Source organism: Collimonas fungivorans (genome assembly GCF_001584145.1).
In the GTDB taxonomy this organism is placed as follows: Bacteria; Pseudomonadota; Gammaproteobacteria; order Burkholderiales; family Burkholderiaceae_D; genus Collimonas; species Collimonas fungivorans.
In genome coordinates, this window is record NZ_CP013232.1 from 1,405,134 (window position 1) to 1,424,844 (window position 19,711).

The window sequence follows — 19,711 nt, forward strand, 5'->3', positions numbered from 1 at the left end:
GCTAAGGGGTAATAATAAAGGTGAAAGATGGTGAAGTTGCCCAGGCAAATGACGTTTTTTTTGAGTAGTTGTCTTGGGCGGTAATAAATTCCTGTGGCAAAATAAGTGATAACAAATACAAACCTCAGGGGGTATGAACAATACCTTTGCTGCGTCAATTTTCGGTCAGCAACAACAGATATGCCAAACATTCGCTCCATCGATATGCTTTTCCTGGAAGATCTATTCGTCATGGGGGGCGGATATGTCCTCAATTTTTCCGACCGAACCTTCTCCCAGTTTTTCACCGAGGAGCTCAACTGTGACATCGACGATCCAGCGTATGCGGTGAACGGCGGGTCGAAGGGAAAGCGGCTTCGCTGCTTCCTGCAGGCGGTCGATATCCCCACCGTCGTCCGCGCGCTTAAAGCCTTGTGGGAATACCGCGAGGCCGTGCGGGCTCGCGATCAACAGCTGGACTCTGTCGAGAATGCCGACGGGAGATTGTTGGCGCTGATTAATCGGTTGGAGGGCAAACCCGATGCTGCCAAGCCTGTCAGCCAGGTGCCCGTGCCGGCATTCGATCGTCCGCGGCTCATCCTACTCAAGGCCGAGTTGCTCGCGCTCCACCAGGTCGCTCCCCAAGCGCGAGGCTACGCCTTTGAAAAACTGCTCCGCGACATTTTCAACGTTTACGGACTGGAAGCCCGCGAGCCGTTTCGGCTACGGGGTGAACAGATCGACGGTAGCTTCCAGCTCTCCAATGAAACCTATCTACTGGAAGCCAAGTGGCAAGGAGAGCAAACGGGCGTCGCCGATCTCCATACGTTCCACGGTAAGCTCGAGCAGAAAGCGGCTTGGACGCGCGGCCTATTCATCAGCAACAGCGGTTTCACCGAAGACGGGCTTGCTGCGTTTGGGCGAGGCAAGCGGGTGATCTGCATGGATGGTCTCGATCTGCACGATACGATGCATCGCGAGATTCCGCTCAACCATGTACTCGATAGAAAAGTGCGACGAGCGGCCGAAACCGGTTCTCCGTTTGCGCGTGTGCGAGACCTTTTCCCCAGCTGACCGTCAATACAAGTGCTCGAGACTGACTTGCTGGTTAGTCGCTCAAATACGCAGGGAGATATGTGACGGTCCAAAATGATGGCATAACCAGGATGCATTATTGAGCGCGGTGCTAGTACTGCAAGCTGCCTCGCCATTACTTAGAGATAAGCTTTACTTGTACAGGAGGTCAGGGTTTGTCATTGACATAGTGGTCTGGTGTCGTGTTATCGGCAATCGGGTAGTTCTGGATACTGCCGACAGACTGGAATCGTCATTGTGGTCGATGCATGGTTGATGGTAGGTATAAAACCTTTCCTTAGCATGCACTGTTGCACGGGCACAGCTTCGCCAATAGTGATCGTCTTGATGCTAGATCCTAAGGGGTTCGGATAACCACATTCATACATTGCGGCGAGAGCAAGCCGATCATTTTTGAGACCTTCGTCGGCATTTCGCGCGCCCTGTGGTATACGCCAGCCGACTAAACGTTCGGGGCTGAGATTTAAGCCAGGGCGCATGAGCCAGAAGCCAGAATCGTCGTCAACTGGAAAGGTCACAAGTTGAGCGATGCTCACGGGATAGCCTTGTTTTTCAGCAACGCAGGCGGGAAGCTCTTGGCGTATCGCGCAAATGTCATATGGCGGCGATTTTTGAAAGCCCTTTTGCCTCATGCATTGAAACATTTTCACTGCTTCGTTGCGTGAAGTCGTTCGATCTGTTCCATCAGAGCTGGGATAGCCGCATTCATGCATAGCCTGCTTGACATCAGTTTCTGAAGTGTTGACTTTGCCCCATGTCTTGAATGTCGGAGGATTGGCACAACCTGCTGCTAGGCATAAGACCGTCCCAGCAATGGCGAGATTCCAAACATGAAAAAATGGAAGGTGATTCGTCTCTCGGTTGTCGTTAGCCATTTATTCCATTCTGGTTTGATCTCGTAGCGAGTGTCTAGCAGGTCTGTAAAAAGCTGAGAAATCGCGGCAGCTCGATTTGATTCGCATCCAAATCCGCTTTCGGTAATTTTTCAGAATCCGTACAAACAATAGATCTACATATTCTAGAAATCACTGAATTAAATTTCTGACTTAGGCTTGAATTGTTTGTCGCTGATACGAAATTTTCCTCGACGATCCCCCATCAAGCCACGCAACTCCCCGATTGTGAGGTCGCTGATCTCATGCATGCGAATTAGTAACGATGCCCCCACCGGCAACCGTCGGTGACGGATCTTGCTGATCACCGGCGGCGCCACTTCAAGTGCGCGAGACAGCGCCGCATCATTCTTCAACTGCAATTTATCGATCAAGGAATCCAATAGATGATTTGGATCGTAGGTCGCCAGTTCGGTGAGCTTGTCGCTGAGTGGTTCAACTGAGGTGGGGGTAGTGTTCATGTTGAATTGACTCCTTTTATTGTCTTAAAACCATACTACCATTAACATACAGGCAATAATTGTTGCGCCACAATTGTTTGCAATGTCGCATTCCTATGCAGCGACTAAGAGTCGCGTGCCGGCTTTCTGATAGTGGTGGGATAAGGTTGTCTGCGCACGTTCGGAGAGATTTCACGTATGTGCAATTGAAACGTATTGCCGTCGTCAGTTTTCATCTTCGCCAGCGTGCTTGGTCGTCTGCATGCAGGACAAGTTAGCCTTTGCTCCTGGATTGGACGTGCAGCGATGGGTAGTTGGGTAACGGGTTCACTGCAATGCGGGCAAGCGAGCGCGATCTTATCTAATGGCATGGCACTTAGTTTTCTACGAATCTGAGAATTATAACTACATAGCGGAATCGTTTTTTCGATCTTGGCCCGACAAGAAACATTCACGACCTGCCAAGCTGAGCGAGCTCGAGCTGCGTTACTTAGCCATCATTGGAGGCAAAGACGTGGAGCGCAGTGCGGCGGCGATTCGTCTTGTAGAGGCTACGCGCGTCTACGACTTTGATCCAGAAGACTACGAACCAACCGAGGTGGTCACGGCATTGACGCGCGCGTTCATTCTGTCGCACGTCTCCAATATCCGCTGCCCGCGTTGCGGTGTTGCGGCGTTGAGAGTGAGAAATATTTCCGGTGTTATATGACCATCGGCGAGTGTAGTTTGTATGGTCCTGCCTGCGATGCCAATTTTAGCGTGCAGGATGCAGAACGAACGCTTGGCACAGCAAAAGGTTCGCATTGATGTTAGCCATGATTGGGCAAGGTAGACCTCAATTCCTAGGCACGTGAGTCGCAGCCGGTTTTCGGATTTACTAATCTCTGATTGTTGCAATATCACAACAAATTGATCTTCGGCTGGCCTCCAAAGCGTTAACATTTGCAAAATCCATCAGTTTTTAATAAAAAAGCAATGCTTAACAATTAAGTCCTCATTACACTCTTTCTTCCAAAGCAAGAACAATAAGGAAAATCGTGGAAATGGGGAGGCACTTAACTGTTAGGGGAATCTGCCTGCCTTCGCCAATCTTTTGCTCGCTGGTAGACGTTTTACGCTATCTGAAACCCAACATGCGTTTTGAGTATCGGGCAGCGTGGAAAACAGAGCCAAATTTTTCACAAAAGGTGATTTTAGCGGCTGACATTGCAAGATGTCCTTGGCGATCATATTTCTGATTTGAATATAAGAAGGCAATAAAAAAATATGGCCGCGACCAAAGTACCTTTATTGACCGAGGGCGTTGATAAAGATAGAGACGTATTGTTTGATCATTTAATCCGTGATGGTACCTCTGTCCAGACCATCGACGATTTCAAACAATGGACGCGTGAAGCAATTCGCCCTATTTTTCCTCACGAAACTTTGGGTTGTGGATACGGCCGTATTCATGCCGGCGGGGTCGGCACTGATGGAATCATTGCTGTCGACTACCCCATTGAGCATTTGAAAGATATTTGTAATAAAGCTGGCGGCCTTGATACGCCAATCTTGCGTCGCTGGTTGATGACGCGCGAGCCGCAACTGTTTGACGGTGATGTGCCTTGGCCAGACATCCCTCAGCATTGGTTTGAGCAGTTTCAGCGCCATGGCATGAAAAACGTTGCGGCACATGCGGTCTACGATACCGAGCGCTGTATCGGTACCTATCATAGTTTTCATCGTATTCCTGGTGTTTTAGGCGAAACGCATATCGCCATGCTCAGACAATTGGCTCCGATCATGCACGAAGTGCTGTGTCGCGTGATTGAGAATCTGAACAATGTGAATACCTTTGAAGCGCTTCTATCCTCCTTATCCGTACGCGAACGCGAGATTCTGCGTTGGGTGGCGCAAGGCAAAACAAACCGAGAAATTGCAGAAGCGATCTTCTTGAGCGAAATGACAGTCAAGCACCATCTGATGCGCATTTTCCAAAAACTGGGGATGGAAAATCGGACTCAATTGGTGAGTCGTCTTGCCGAACATGAAGCGCGTGTACAGCCCGCATATGGGGTCAAAATATTTTAAGTCTTCCTTGTTGCCGACCAAGGCATGGTTCGGCTTGCGCCATACCGATGGCGTGCAAAAAGGAACTAAAGTTCTATATACCGCCAATCAAAGATGCGATATTTTGACGCATCTCTTCAATTTATATAAAAAATGAGAGCGTGAAATCGGCGCATCTCAATACGTCAGTCACAATAATAAAGGCAGTAATGTATGGGGAAGCGTTTGAAGCGTAAGGGGAATCTGTCAGGCTTTATCAGGGGGACTAGCTTGATATTGCTGTTGGTGTCGGTACTGCCCGTTGTTCGTGCGCAAACGGTACAGACGCCGGACAGCGAAGAACAGCGCCGCCGCAGTCAGGCCGAAGCGCAGGAGAGGCAACGTCAGTTGCTGGCGCCGAACGTCAATTTGCAAGGCGCCGCACCAGCGAAAGACATGGATAGCCTGGTGCTGCCGGCCGAATCCCCCTGCTTTACGATTCATCAATTTGTCCTGGATGTGCCTGCGCAGTTATCGCCTGCGGTCCGCGCTATCGGTGCCAGCGATTTGCCGTTTGATCATTTCCGTTTCGCACAAGATTATCTGCGTCAGTACGACAAAGCCTGCATTGGTAAGCAGGGACTAGATCTGATCGTCAAACGATTGACCGCGCTGATTTTGAGCAAAGGCTACAGCACGACACGCATCGGCATCCCCGGGCAGGACATCGCAGGCGGTGTCCTGAAACTGGTGCTGGTGCCTGGCGTGATCCGCGCGATTCGTTTTAGCGATCCGTCTCTCTACGGCACCTGGAAAACCGCTTTTCCCACCGGCCCCGGCAAGCTCCTCAACCTGCGCGACCTGGAGCAAGGGCTGGAGCAGATGAAGCGCATCCCTAGCCAGGATGTCGACATGCAGATCGTTCCGGGCGAAGTACCGGGCGAGAGCGATGTCGTGATCTCCGTAAAACGCAGCAAGCCGTGGCACCTGACCGGCACGCTGGACGACAGTGGCGCCAAGGGCACCGGCAAGCTGCAGGCTGGTTTGAACCTGGCCGTCGACAATCCGCTGGGACTGAACGATCTGTTCAACATCGGGATCACGACCGATGCCGACCGCAAGGCCGGTCAGCGCGGCACGGCCGGCAATAATGTGTACTACGCGGTCCCCGCCGGGTACTGGAATTTTGCGGTGTCCGGCAGCACCTATGATTATCACCAACAGGTGGCAGGCGCCAATGAAACCTTTGTTTCCAGCGGCAAGTCGCGCAACCTGGAATTGAAGATTGCGCAACTGTTTCAGCGTGACCAGATACAAAAGAATAGCTGGCAATTCAAACTCGGCAAGCGCTGGAGCCACGCCTATATTGAAGATACCGAAATTGCGGCACAAGACCGCAACACCACCTTTGCCGAATTGGCGTGGGTGCATACCCATTACTTCGGCAGCGCCCAACTTGATCTGACGCTGGCGAATCGCTGGGGTGTGGGCTGGTTCAACGGGCAGACCTATGCCAAAGATGTATTAGGCCAGGAAGACCCCAGCACCAACAATCAACACTACACCTTGCAGACCATCGACGCCACCTTAAGCGTGCCGTTCAAGATCGCAGACCAGCCCTTGACCTATATCGGCACGTTCCGTGGTCAACTTTCGCGTTCGCAATTGAACCTGACAGACCAGTTCAGCATCGGCAACCGGTACACGGTACGTGGTTTTGATGGCGAACTGACCCTGGCCGCCGAGCGCGGTTTCTATCTGCGCAACGAATTGAATCTACCGATTGCCAATAGCGGCCAGTCAGCATACGTCGGCCTCGATGTCGGCAAAGTCTACGGACCGAGTGTGCAATACCTGCTGGGCGATAAATTGGCCGGGGCTACCGTTGGTCTGCGCGGCGGTTTGTTTGGTCTGAGCTATGACGTGTTTTCCAGCTGGGCGCTATATAAGCCGCAAGGTTTTAGCACTGCCACGCCTGCTGTCGGTTTCAGTTTGAATTATCAATATTAATCACTCCCAAAATAAAGAATAAAAATGCACATCCTTCATCAAAAAAATATCGTTTCCCAATTGACCAATATGGCCGGTTTGCTGCTCTTGGGCACGTTGAGCGCGTGCGGCGGGGGGGGCGACAACGGAAACAGCACAGGCAGTGCGGGTGGCTCCACGACATCACCGGTCGTGGCGCCAACGGCGGCGGCCCTGCCGTTTTCCCGTATGGGCTTGGATTACCAGTTTTCCTCACTGCAATATCAAAGCACGGCGTCACGAAATGGACGCGATCTGGGCGCAACGATTGATGCGTCCGCCAACATCACCTTCTCGCATCAAACTAGCGGATCACAAGATTTTCCTCTTAATTACAACTTCACATTTCCTTCTGCGTTTCCTGGCGGAAGCGTGGCTGCCAGCAACGTTTTTTCGACTAGTAATGGTGCGGCTAACAAGGACGTCAAAATACTGGTGCCGAATGCTACGAAGACGGTGCAAAACGTCTTCTGGCGCAATATAAGCGATCCAAATGCAGGAGGATTTGCGCTCCCCGGCTATCAAACCGATCTCACCACATTGACCTGGCCAACTTCCGGCACAGCCATTTATGCAGGCAAGGCTTTCCAGTACGTGATTGAAAACAGCACTGTTGGCACCGCGATCAATCGTTTTGCGTTGTACTCATCGGATGTCACGGCAACGGTCGATTATGCAGCTCAAACAATTGCTATTGCGGTGGCTGCCAATCCCGTACTTATCGATAGCGTCAACAGTCCGTCGACAAGAGATCCGGCAACTTTTGCTTCGGCCATCACGTTTAGCGGGATTAACTATTCCACCCTGAATACTGGGTACAGCATTCCGAAACATTCGAGCGGCATGGGCTTCTCGGGCGACGGCTATGCCACCGTGTTCCGCTTTTTCGGCGCCAATGCGGAAGAGTTTGGCGGTATTTTTGAATACCACAGTCTGCCGAATACATTCCCCACCACGCAATACATTTCCATGGCATTGCGTAAGCAATAACCCTGCATTTCAGCTATACCCGGCTGATCGTCAACACCTGATGTTGTTGACGATGAAACCGGATCACTTTTTACCCTGGATTGATTATGAACAAGCAAAATTTCCGTGTTATTTTTAATAAACACCGCGGCATGTTGATGGCGGTGGCGGAGAACGTAGCCAGCCAGGGTAAAGGAGCTGGGGCCGGCAGCAGCGCGACTACTTTACCGCTGATGCGTCTGGTGCATTTAGGCGTGACGATTGCGGCGCTGTTTGGCAATGTCACTTTTGTGCAGGCGCAAATTGTGGCCGATCCAAATGCTGGGTCGCATCGTCCCACAGTCGGACAAACCGCCACCAGTATCCCCCTGGTCAATATCGTGGCGCCGAACGGCGCGGGCGTGTCCCATAATCAGTACAATCAATTCTCCGTCGGCAGCCAAGGCGCGATTCTGAACAACGCGCCGACGAGCGTGCAAACGCAGCAGGCAGGCTGGGTGCCTGGCAATGCGAACCTCACGCCTGGCAATTCGGCGCGGATTATTTTGAACGAAGTGACCGGAACGAGTCGCAGCCAACTGAACGGCTATATCGAAGTGGCGGGCCAGAAAGCCCAGGTGGTGATCGCTAACGTCAATGGCATATCCTGCTCGGGATGCGGTTTCATCAATACCTCGCGTGGTGTCTTGACGACCGGTGTACCTGTGTTCGGCGGCGATGGCAGCTTGCAGGCGTTCAGGGTGACCCGTGGCGATATTCAAATTGACGCCAACGGCTTGAATGGCAACAATCTGGATCAGCTTGATCTGATTGCACGTTCTGTGTCGGTGAATGGTCAGTTGTGGGCCAACAATCTAAACGTCATTGCCGGCGCCAACGCGGTCAATTATGCCGACTTGGGCGTGCAAGTGATCACAGGGGAAGGCGGCAAGCCTACCGTGGGGATAGATTCGTCCGCTTTGGGCGGCATGTACGCCAACAAGATCAAGCTGGTGGGGACGGAAGCCGGTGTTGGCGTGGTCAGTTTGGGCAATATCGCAGCGCAAGCCGGCGACCTGAACATCGATAATCAGGGAAAAATCACCCTGGGCGGCCACACTTCCGCAACAGGTTCGGTGCGTATCGTCGGCAACGATGGCATCACGAATTCTGGGACTCTTTCTGGCCAGCAGAGCATGCAACTGTATAGCGCAGGCGAGATTGCCAATAGCGGCACCATCGCTGCGCAAAATGATGTATTGCTGTTTTCCGGGTCGATTAATTCGACCGGCGTGTTGGGCGCGGGTATTGACGCGAATGGCCATGCCACGCAGCCGGGAAGCTTGAGTCTGATTGCCGCCGGCGCCATCAGCGCAACGGGCCAGAACACGGCGACCAACAATGTCGGCGCCAATGCGGGAAGCAGCATCAATTTGGCGCATAGTAACACCAACGCCGGAGGCAATATTGGTTTGGCGGCCAATGCCGGGAACATCGACCTGACGGGCGGCATGCTGCAAGCGGCGGGGATGGCCAACCTGAGCGCCACAGGCGCCGTCACCAATGACCAGGGCAGCATCAATGCCGCACAGCTGACGACCACTTCCGCCAGTTTATCGAATATCGGCGGCAAACTGGTCCAGTCTGGCACTGGCGACACCGGCATCACGACCAGCGGTTTGCTCGATAATGGCGCGGGCACCATCAGCACCAATGCGCAGAATGTGACGATCCAGTCGGGCAGCCTGAACAATGCCGGCGGCCAAATCAGCCACGCCGGATCCGGCACCGCAACGATCCAAAGCGGCGCCACGACGAATACGCAGGGATCGATTGCCAGCAACGGTCAAATCAATCTGCGTGCCGCTAGCCTGAATAACCAGGGCGGATCATTGACTTCGGTGCAACAGACGATACTGTCAAGTACTGGCGATATTTCCAATGCGCACGGCACCATCCAATCCGGCACCGGGCTCACACTGAGCGGCGCGAATATCGACAATAGCGCGGGCAGCATCAAGTCGCTCAATGCCGACGGCCTGACGCTGACGGCCAGTGGCCAGCTCGTCAACGCTGCCGGAGGCGTCATTGGCGGCAACGGCAACGCCAATGTGTCGGCAGGATCGCTGATCAACAGCAGCACAATTTCCGCAGCACAAAATCTGACGATCGCCACTACGCAGGCGCTGGACAATTCCTCAGGCACCCTGGCAGCGGGCGGCGTCTTGAACGGTTCTGCCGGATCGGCGCTGAGCAATAACGCGGGCACGATTGCTGCTGCCCAGATCAATCTGCATGCGCATGACATCGCGAATCAATCCGGCGTCATTTCGCAAAGCGATACTGCTGCGATGGCGCTGCAAACGGTCGGCGCTTTTGACAACACACACGGCACGGTGCAGAGTAACGCCAACGACCTGACCCTCACGACAGGTGGTCTGATCAACGACAATGGCACTATCTCGCAAGCTGCCGCCGGCGCGCTGAAGATTGCCTCGGGTGCGCTGTCAAATCAGCACGGCACGATCGTCACCAATGGCGCGGCCAGCATCACGGCGGGTGCGGCCACCAACAGCGGCACCATCAGCGCGCAACAGACGCTGGACCTGAGTGCGGCATCGCTGAACAACAATACCGGCACCCTGGCCTCGAACGGAGCAATGCATGTCAACGCTGGGTCGACGCTGACCAATAGCGGTGGCACCATTCAGGCTGGCTCGAATGCCAGCCCGAGCAGCGCCACTATCACAGCCGCCACGCTCGACAACAGCAACGGTACCTTGGGGGCAGGGTCGATTGACCTGGAAGCCAGTACCCTGGTCAATGCCGGCGGTAAAATCATCCAGGGCGATAGCAATGGCGTGGCAACAGTCAATGTCTCGCAATTGCTCAATAATGACCAGGGCATGATCGGCATTGTGGCGCGCAATCTGACGCTGGCTCCAGGCGCTCTCCAGAACAACGGCGGCACCATTGCCCATACCGGAAGCGGTGCGCTGACGGTACAGACTGGCGCTTTGTCGAATAACGGCGGCGTGCTGGGAACCAATGGCGCCGCGACTGTCACCGCCAGTTCTATCGTGAACCAGGGCGGAAAACTGACGGCGGTCGGCAATGAGTCGGTCACCAGCGGCGCGGGTATCGACAACAGCCAGGGCGGTTATATCGGTGGCGCGGCAGTGGCAGTGAATGCTACTGGCGGCCTGATCAACAACCAGGGCGGGACGATGGAAGGCGCGACGGCAGGCGCAACCGTCAACGCGCAGTCCCTCAATAACGCCGGTGGTAAGGTGCAAAATCTTGGGACGGGCGCTGTCGCGGTGAATGTCGCTCAGGCATTGAACAACGCGGCTGGCAGTATCAGCGGTAAAAGCAATGTCACGACAACGGCCGGCAGCATCAACAACGTCGGCGGCGCCATCGGTGCGCTGGGGGATTTGACCGTATCGTCTGGCAGTACGCTCGATAATAGCAACGGCGCCATGGAAGCCATGGGCAACGTCACCACCACCGCGCAAGGCGCATTGAGCAACATCGGCGGCAAGATCGAAGCCCTGGGCAGTAGCGGCCAGTTGCAGGTCTCCGGCAACACGCTCGACAACACCAGCGGCAAGATCATCAATGTTGGCAGCGGTCAGACTACCGTCACCGGCACGATGGCGATCACCAATGCCAACCCATCCGCCGTAACCGGTTCCGGTTTGATCGGCGGCGCCGGCGACGTCACCATTGCCACTCCAACATTGTCCAACACCCAAGGCGCGCAGATCATCGCCGGCCGCGCCTTGAATCTGGATACTGCCACTAGCCTGAATAATAACGGCGGCCAACTGATTGCCGCCAATGCGTTGACGCTGAATCAAGCCGGTGCAGCCCTGACCAACGTCGGCGGCGACATCAGCGGCGGCAGCGTGGTTTTGACTACGACCAGTATTGACAATACCGCCGGTAAAATTGCCAACCAGAGTGGCAGCGGCGGCGGCATTGCTATCACCACCGGTACCTTTACGAATATCAACGGCGCCGTGGGCAGTGACGTCGACCTGAGCCTGACCGCGACGACCTTGGCCGGCGACGGCAAGGTGGTAGCCGGCCGTGACGGCAATGTCAGCCTGCAGGGGGATTACACCTATGACGCCGCGAACCAGATCACTGCCAACCGCAACCTGACGTTATCGAGCACGGGTACGTTGACCAATACCGGCACCTTAGCGGCAACCGGCAATCTGACGGTCAATGCGGCGAATGTGGTCAATGCGGCGGGTGCCGACATCGCCTCCGGCAATCCGGGTGATTTGACCACGGGAACGACTACGATCAACACGGGGTCCGGCAATATCACGAATGTGGGGCGACTCGAAGGCAACAATGTCAATACCACCAGTAATCAGTTGAACAATACCGGTACGGTGATCGGCAACAACGTGACCGTTAATGCCGGCACGGTCACCAACGATGGGGCTGCCGCAATTATTGCCGGCGTCAACCAGGTCAATCTGTGGGTAACAGGTAGCATCAATAACCAGAACGGCGCGACGCTGTATAGCCTGGGTGATTTGAACATGGCGGCCAACGGCGCCAAGGACGCAAACGGCTACCTGTTCAACCAGACCGGCACTATCAACAACTTGTCGTCGACTATCGAAGCTGATGGCACGTTGAATGTAGCAGCCAACCAGATCAACAACGTCCGGCAGAACGTGCAGACCAATACGGTCACGTTGTCGGATACCACGACCACCATGGGCACGCCGGCCTGGTGGTCCTCGCTGCGTCCCTCGCCATCGTTTGGCGGTGGCGATCCCCTGCGCAATTCGAACACGCGAATTCGAGATGCCTATTATGTCGATCCGTCGCAGATCGTCTCCAGCACCCCCATCGTCACGCCTGACGGGGTTCTGCTCTATAAGGTGGTGGTCAACCTGAAATCCACCGATTCCGCCTTCGAATACCTGCAAAGCGATCTGACCTATGCGTTACCCAATGGTGGCGCGGACATCAAGATCGGCGGCCAGTCACGGGTGACGCCGACCGCTGGCACGCAGACTCTGTATGTGACGGCAATCGCCAATAACCAGGCTAACCCGGATCAGGTCGCCAATGGCGATGCCTGGTCGCAATTTAGCAATAATGTGATTCGCAATACGGTCAGTTCCATCGCCTATTCGAATCAGTACGGCAGTTGCACTGCCAATTGCGTGCGTTTGCAAACGTATAAGGACTATACCGATCCGAGCGCGGTGATTGGTGCTGACACCATGCGTACCCAGGCCGATAACCCCGGTGGTTACCCGGTTGAAGTCCAACGCATTGCCCATCAGGTGGTAACAGAAACGCAACTGGCCTCTACGACCGGTGCGCCAGCGAAGATCACCTCGGGCGGCGCGATGCACATGGCTATCGGCACCCAGCTCAACAATGACAACGGACAAATCGCCGCAGGCAGCAATTTGACCATTGACGGTGTGGCCTCAGCGGACGGCAGCAACAATACCAAGATCGTCAATACCGCTACCCAATTGACACGTACCTATACCTCGGACAACCAGAGCGGTTTTGGTAGTGCCGATAGGGATGGTTCGACACCGGTGCAATGGTCGAGCTGGAGCGCTACGCCGATTACGCAGAACATTGGCGTAGCCGGCGGCACCATCACCAGCAACCAGGCTGTGACTATCAGCGGCGGCAAGATCACCAATACCAGTGTGGGCGCCTCAACGCGGCCGGTTGGCAGCAGTGCAGCCTCGCTCGGCCTTGGCGACGGCATCGCGCCGCTGGATCTGGCCAGCAATGCGCCTATAGGCGGTGTACCAGCAGGTAATCAAACCGGTGTCGCTGGCACGACGCCAGTCGGCAGCACGGGCAGTACGGCTACACCAGGCGCTGCGCGCACGGTAGACGGCGCCCGCGCCGGCGCGGTCAATACTGTGTTGCCGACCAACGGCTTGTATTCGGTGCGCCCACAGCCGAATCAACCGTATCTGATTGCCACCGACCCGCGCTTTACCCAATATGGCAATTTCATTTCGAGCGACTATATGCTGGGGCTGCTGGGGATTAATCCGGCAGTGACACAAAAGCGCCTGGGTGACGGTTTCTATGAAGAAAAGCTGGTCACCGACCAGGTCACCAATCTGACCGGCATGCGCTATTTGAATGGTTATGCCAATGCGGAAGAAGAATATAAATCGCTGATGACCAACGGTGCGCAGTACGCCAAGCAATTCAATATGGTGCCGGGTATAGCGCTGTCGGATGCACAGATGGCGGCGCTGACCACGAATATCGTGTGGTTAGTCAATCAGACTGTGACACTGCCGGACGGCAGCCAGCAAACCGTGTTGGTGCCGCAGGTGTATTTGGCCAAGAACATGGACCTGACGCCGACCGGGGCATTGATCGCGGGTAATTCGGTGGCTATCCAGGGTACCGATATTACCAACAGCGGCGGTACGATGTCCGGTAAGCAACAGTTGTTACTGGCAGCGGATCACGACATCAGCAATATCGGTGGTACGCTCGCCGGCGGCAATGTCGGTCTCTTTGCCGGCAACAATATCCTGGACCAGTCTGTCACCAACACGACGATTACCAATTTCGGCAACAATAGTTCGACCATCACTGCAGTCGGCGCGGTCGGCAAGATTGCGGCGACGCAGAACCTGGTGATGTCTGCTGGCCAGAACCTGACCTTGCAAGGCGCGCAGGTCAGCGCCAGCGGCAATGCCATGCTGACAGCTGGCAATGCGATCAATGTCGAGACAGTGACGACCGGATCCCATTATGTGATGCCGGTAGGCAATACGCATACTGATGCGCAATCGACCCATGCAGTCGGCAGCACGGTGGCTGCAGGTGGCAATCTGGGCGTCGTCAGTGGTGGCGACATGACTGTCACTGGCAGCAATTTGTCCTCGGGTAAGGACATGCTAGTCGCAGCAGGCGGCAACGTTAAAATTCAGAACGCTACGGACAGCAGCAGTTATCATACCGACGGCAGCAGCAAAGATGGCTCACAGACCATTGACCAGCATAACCAGTCGGCTATCGGAAGCACTTTAATTGCAGGCGGCAACGCGACCGTGTTGGCAGGTGCCCAGCAAGACGCCTTTGGCAATACGGTCTTGGTCAAAGGTGCACCGGCCAAAGATATTACGCTGACCGCCAGCGCGATCAGCGCCGGCGCCAATCAAGATGGCAAGGGCAATGCGATCCTGGGCGCAACTGGGAACGTGACTGTCGCTGAAACCATGCTCCATAATGATTTCAGCCAGGAAGACAAGAGCAGTCACAAAGGTTTCCTATCCAGCAGTAGTAGTCACGATGTACAGACCATGAGTGGCAACGTCGCCCAGGGCAGTACGGTGTCAGGAAATCAGGTCAGCGTGACGGCCGGCAATGATGTCACGGTGCGCGGCAGCAATGTGATCGGTGTGAACGATGTATCGCTGACGGCCAACAACGGCAAGGTGGCGATCGTGTCTGCACAAAATACCAGCCAGACTGATTCGAGCCATGAGCAGAAAAAATCCGGTTTCACGGCAGGATTTTCTGGTGGGGTTGCAAGCATTGGGTACGGTAAAGGCAGTGCCAGCAGTCAGAACAGCGTCGAGACGTTGACGCAGCAGGGATCGAGCATTGCCTCGATCAACGGTAACACGCGTATTCAAGCCGGGCAGGCGCTGAGTGTCGTGGCTTCGGATATTAGCGCAGGCCAGAATCTGACGCTGATCGGCAAAAGCGTGGATCTCAGCGCTGCACAAAACACCAGCGTGGAACATGGCGCCCAGCAATCGAGTTCCAGCGGCATATCGCTAGGATTGACGCTGAATCCTGTGGCCGCCTTCAAGAGCGCCTATCAGCAAAGCGCCAGCGGCAATCCGAGTACCAGCATTCTGGGTAAGAGCACCAAGTATGGTGACGCGATTGGCGATGGGACCCTGGCCGCGAGTACGCCGGTGGTGGTGCAAGCCGGCTCGCACAGTAGCAGCGGTAACCAGGATCATGCGACCAGCACAGCGCAGGTCAGTTCGCTCACGGCGGGCAACAATTTGACGGTGCTGGCCACCGGTGGCAGCATCACCAGCCAGGGCACCAACATGAGCTCCGGCGGCGACGCCATGTTGATTGCCAAAGACAATATCAACCTCGATGTGGCGCACAGCTTCGAATCCCAGGGACAAACCAACGCCTCGAAAGGCTGGAGCCTGGATAACCGGGGTAGTTTGCCGGCCGGGGTGTTTAACGGCAAAGGCAACGGTAACGGCAGCACCGACACCGTCACTGGAACAACCTTGTCGGCAGGGGGCAAGGCTACGCTGGCGACGACGGACGGCGACATCAATCTGACCGCCAGCAACTTGGTTGCCACCAGCGATCTGAGCATCAATGCCGCCAGGAACCTGACCATTCAGAGCGGCCAGAATACGGCGACGAATGCGAATCAGAACAACACCCAGGCCATCGGTAAAGTGGTCATTTCCGATACGGAGCGTTTTGCGGGCTATAGCGCAGACAAGAGCAAAAATAACGATACCAGCGTCACCCAGGTCGCCTCTAATGTCGGTAGTTTGCAGGGGAATGTGAATCTCTCCGCCGGAGAGAAATACACGCAGACCGCCAGCAATGTGCTGGCCGCCCAGGATATTAATATTGTCGCTAAATCCATCGACATCAATACGGCCGCCAATACCGGCAATAGCGATCAAAGTACCTCCGACCTGAAAGTAGGCGCATTCGCCCGCGTGACGTCGCCGCTGATCGATCTGGGCAACAATCTTGAGAATGCGAAGAAATCGGACGGTCGCCTGCAAGCCATGCAAGGGCTGGCGGCCGTATCGAATGGATACCAGGTCGCCAGTGCCGCCAGTGCCGCCTTAAAAGAGGGCGGGAGTGGCGAATTGTTGAAAGCGGAAGTCGGTGTTGGTTTTACGACGGCAAATAGCCAGGATCGCAGCAATTATAGCCAGGCTCAGGGCAGCAGCATCCAGGGCGGCGGCAACGTCAATCTGACCAGCACTGAGGGCGATATTCATGCGACCGGAGCGCATATTGCTGCCGGTGATGCGGCAGGTAAAACCTTGACGCTCGACTCGGCCCGCAACATTCTGCTCGATGCCGGACAAAGCACCGCAACCAGTAGCGGGAGCAATCACAGCGCTGGCGTAGAGGTAGGCGTCGGGTATGAGGTGGGTGCGCAAACGGGGGCCTATGCATATGTCACTGCGAATGTGGGTAATGGCAATTACAACAATACTGCAACGACGAACAGCAATACGCAGTTAAGCGGCAACACCGTCACCTTGAAGTCCAAGGGCGATACCACGTTAGCGGGCGCCACGGTCAAAGCCGATACGATCAATGCGGATGTCGGCGGTGCGCTGGCGATTACATCGGTGCAGGATACCGCCACCCAGCACAACGAACAAAACAGCGTGGGCGGACGGGTGCAAATCTCCTTCGGCACGGCATGGGAAGCATCGGGCAATCTGTCGCAATCGAATGCGAACGGAACCAGCAATGCCGTCAATCAGCAATCGGGCTTATTTGCGGGCAATGGCGGTTATCACGTGACTGCCGATGCAGTGGCCTTGAAGGGCGGTGCGATTGCCAGCACCAATGCCGGCAAGTCCGATCTGACGGCTAATTCTCTCACGGTAGAAAACATCACCAACAAGATGGATTATTCCGCTGACTCGGCGAGTATATCGGGCGGCATGAGTGGAAGCCTCGGCGGCAGCGGTTCAGGGAAAGCGCCGACGCAAACCAGTACCGGCGCCAGCAACCCCAATGTCACTCCGGGTATTCCGTTGCTGGAGAGCGGCAGTGCCGGCTCGACGACTTACGGCACGCTCACCGATGGCAACATCAATATTGGCGGTCAGCACATGACCAGTGCTGCCGGGATGGGCGCGCATACCGATCTGGCGACGGCCAATGCGGCCATTGCACCCTTGCCCGATCTGAAAAACGTGATGAACAATCAGCAGGCCATGGCTGCGGCGGCCAACACCGTGATTACCACCAGCAACCAAATCGCTAACGACATTGGCGCCGCGGCGAATAAGAAAAATGAACAGGCACAGGCTGTGCTCCACAATCCGGACAGTACGCAAGCGCAAAAAGAGCAAGCGCAGCAAGATGCCAAGGACGCACAAGCTACCCTCAAAAACTGGGGACCGACAGGCGATTACACGCGCGACTTAAAGGTTGTGACGGCGATCCTGGTCGGTGGCGTCGCCGGTCAAGGGGCGGGTCAACTTGCCGCCAATGCCAGTGCGCCGTTTGCAGCGCAGGCGATAGGAGATTATTTTGCGCAACCGGGGCATGAGAACCAGACGGCGCAGGTTCTGACTCACGCGGTGCTAGGTGGCATCCTCGCCGCCGCTAATGGAGCCAGTGCGGCAGCCGGCGCTGGGGCCGGTGCGGCAGGTGAATTGGCTGCCCAAGAAATCACGCGCCAGTTGTATCCTGATGCTTATGACGCTAACGGCACCTTCCATCCTGAAAAACTGGATGCCGGTCAGATACAGACGGTGATTGGCTTGTCGACGGCAATTGGTGCATTGGTGGCGGGAGCGACGGGCGGTTCGCTGTTGGACGCCAATGTAGGGGCGAATATTGCGCAGAATGCGGTAACGAATAATTGGTTATCGAAAAAAGAAAAACAGAAAGAAAAGGAGCTCTCAGCTGCTTGTTTTGTGAGCAAAAGTGCTGATGCATGTCAACAGCTAGGTAATTTGCAAGCGGAGGATGATCGTCGTAATCAAGAGCTAGTCAAAGCTAATGCTGCGTTGAAAGAAATATCGGGTGAGCCGGCACAAAATTTGGCGAATCAGCTGTTGATAGTTGAGGGAAAAATCTGCACGGCTCCTTCTGATTGTTCTAAGAATCCGGATTGGCTTGCCGTTGATCAGGTCCGTCATTACGCAATGCAGCGGTCTGATGGGCTACAAGGTGTCTATCCGGAGCAATGGGCGCTGGTGGCACTAGGTGCTTTGGATCTGACCATCGCAGGGGTCAACGGAATCAAATACTTGGCGACCGAACAGTTTGTTTCGTCAGGTAGCAAAATTGTAATGGGCGGTGGTGGGATCAGTGTTCCTGATTTGGTAAAAGCGGCAAATAGCGCTACAGGTATTGATTCTGTCTGGCATGCAACAAGGACAACTGGTGCGGCTTCGGGGATTCTGGGAAGTGGAATTGATCCCGCATTCCTGAATGCAAATAGCCGATTTGGTTCAGCATTTTATGTGGCTGAACAGCCTTCAACTTCGCTGGCTGAAATGGCTCATTATGGTGTGGAGCCTACTACGGGAATTCGATTCTCAGTTAATCAAAATAGCTTAAAGGTATTGGACTTGACCAATTCAGATACTGCTGCGGCCTGGGGGTATAAAGGAGGCAGTATTTCATCAACAACCCAACAAATTGGGACGGACGCTTTGGCACAAGGTTACAATGCGATCAGGTACGGTTCTGAGCGGGCCACAGGTGGAACGAATTTGGCCATCCTCAATAATTTCAATCAAATTTTAAAACCTATTATGGTTACTCCGGCGGTTCCATGAAGCTTGAACTAATTAAATACACATGCGCCCGTTGCGCGACCAGTTTTGACGCGCCTGCACTCGGTGAAGATGCGTATGGCGAATTTTTGCTTCGGTCAAAAAACGGGGAAATGGCCTATTTGAATGCTTTTATGGATTTAACCTATAAGGAGGTTGATAATTTGCTGTCGAGTCATCCAAAAGCTTCTGTTCTACAACCTTTAGAAAGGGCCAAAATTCTTCGTCGTATATATGGCGGCTTGGCCTGTGACTTGGACAGCGAAATGTCACCGTTTGAAATTGATGCGCTTCCCCTTTGTCCGTCATGCGGTAGCCAGCAAATGGCTTCATGGGAATTTAAGAATCCACCGGAGATATTGGACGTTCCTGTGTCAGCAGTTACTCACAATTGCTGGTCGATGTTATCGGATTCCGAAAAATTAAAGTTGCTGGATGCGCGACTCGCTATTCTTTAAGGAAGAATAGCAGTAGGGGGGCGCTTGGGCTCGACAGCAAAAAGGCGGCGGCTTTAGTTTGAGTATCTGTATGCCACCGATCTGTGTCGGTCAATGGGTCAACTGCAGCCCAGTTACACCAAACAAACGGCCGACCACAATTACCAGAGCGCAGTCGATCAAAGCGGTTTTGTTGCCGGCAGCGATGGTTTTGCCATCAAGGTCAAGGGAAATATTGATCTGAAGGGTGCGGCAATCACCAGCACAGCCATGCCAAACATGTCAGCATGTAATAA

General features: G+C 54.6%; 9 protein-coding genes. 7 read left to right on the plus strand and 2 right to left on the minus strand.

Annotated features, from left to right (window positions below):
- Nucleotides 1–180 precede the first annotated feature (180 nt).
- Nucleotides 181–1,053, plus strand: coding sequence for a restriction endonuclease (locus tag CFter6_RS06110; RefSeq protein ID WP_167351364.1), 873 nt, complete (start codon nucleotides 181–183; stop codon nucleotides 1,051–1,053).
- A 206-nt stretch (nucleotides 1,054–1,259) separates the two neighbouring features.
- On the opposite strand, the gene CFter6_RS25510 is transcribed toward CFter6_RS06110, so the two are convergent.
- A complete protein-coding gene (locus CFter6_RS25510) occupies nucleotides 1,260–1,949 on the minus strand; it encodes a hypothetical protein (protein ID WP_150118652.1) in 690 nt (229 codons plus the stop codon).
- Nucleotides 1,950–2,107: 158 nt separating this feature from the next.
- Nucleotides 2,108–2,428, minus strand: a complete 321-nt coding sequence (locus CFter6_RS06115; protein ID WP_061539170.1) for a hypothetical protein — start codon at nucleotides 2,426–2,428, stop codon at nucleotides 2,108–2,110.
- Nucleotides 2,429–2,771: 343 nt separating this feature from the next.
- On the opposite strand from CFter6_RS06115, the gene CFter6_RS06120 reads away from it, so the two are divergent.
- The 6 genes from CFter6_RS06120 (at nucleotide 2,772) to CFter6_RS06150 (ending at nucleotide 19,436) form a co-directional block, all read left to right on the plus strand.
- Nucleotides 2,772–3,116 (plus strand): hypothetical protein, encoded by a 345-nt coding sequence (locus tag CFter6_RS06120; RefSeq protein ID WP_061539171.1) that lies wholly within the window; start codon nucleotides 2,772–2,774, stop codon nucleotides 3,114–3,116.
- A gap of 557 nt (nucleotides 3,117–3,673) precedes the next feature.
- Complete coding sequence (locus tag CFter6_RS24940) at nucleotides 3,674–4,477, plus strand: helix-turn-helix transcriptional regulator (RefSeq protein WP_082814630.1); 804 nt, start codon at nucleotides 3,674–3,676, stop codon at nucleotides 4,475–4,477.
- Nucleotides 4,478–4,726: 249 nt separating this feature from the next.
- Nucleotides 4,727–6,445 (plus strand): ShlB/FhaC/HecB family hemolysin secretion/activation protein, encoded by a 1,719-nt coding sequence (locus CFter6_RS06135; RefSeq protein ID WP_236904557.1) that lies wholly within the window; start codon nucleotides 4,727–4,729, stop codon nucleotides 6,443–6,445.
- A 24-nt stretch (nucleotides 6,446–6,469) separates the two neighbouring features.
- The gene (locus CFter6_RS25515; RefSeq protein ID WP_150118653.1) at nucleotides 6,470–7,453 is read left to right on the plus strand and encodes a transferrin-binding protein-like solute binding protein; all 984 of its coding nucleotides are present in this window, start codon (nucleotides 6,470–6,472) and stop codon (nucleotides 7,451–7,453) included.
- 86 nt (nucleotides 7,454–7,539) lie between these two features.
- A complete protein-coding gene (locus tag CFter6_RS06145; protein ID WP_061539175.1) occupies nucleotides 7,540–18,981 on the plus strand; it encodes a hemagglutinin repeat-containing protein in 11,442 nt (3,813 codons plus the stop codon).
- Complete coding sequence (locus CFter6_RS06150; protein ID WP_061539176.1) at nucleotides 18,978–19,436, plus strand: hypothetical protein; 459 nt, start codon at nucleotides 18,978–18,980, stop codon at nucleotides 19,434–19,436. The genes CFter6_RS06145 and CFter6_RS06150 overlap by 4 nt, the downstream gene beginning before the upstream one ends.
- Nucleotides 19,437–19,711: the final 275 nt, after the last annotated feature.

Coding starts and splice junctions, on each gene's coding strand:
- CFter6_RS06110 (WP_167351364.1), top strand. CDS start 181: ATGCCAAACATTCGCTCCATCGATATGCTTTTCCTGGAAGATCTATTC.
- CFter6_RS25510 (WP_150118652.1), bottom strand. CDS start 1,949: ATGGCTAACGACAACCGAGAGACGAATCACCTTCCATTTTTTCATGTT.
- CFter6_RS06115 (WP_061539170.1), bottom strand. CDS start 2,428: ATGAACACTACCCCCACCTCAGTTGAACCACTCAGCGACAAGCTCACC.
- CFter6_RS06120 (WP_061539171.1), top strand. CDS start 2,772: ATGGCATGGCACTTAGTTTTCTACGAATCTGAGAATTATAACTACATA.
- CFter6_RS24940 (WP_082814630.1), top strand. CDS start 3,674: ATGGCCGCGACCAAAGTACCTTTATTGACCGAGGGCGTTGATAAAGAT.
- CFter6_RS25515 (WP_150118653.1), top strand. CDS start 6,470: ATGCACATCCTTCATCAAAAAAATATCGTTTCCCAATTGACCAATATG.
- CFter6_RS06145 (WP_061539175.1), top strand. CDS start 7,540: ATGAACAAGCAAAATTTCCGTGTTATTTTTAATAAACACCGCGGCATG.
- CFter6_RS06150 (WP_061539176.1), top strand. CDS start 18,978: ATGAAGCTTGAACTAATTAAATACACATGCGCCCGTTGCGCGACCAGT.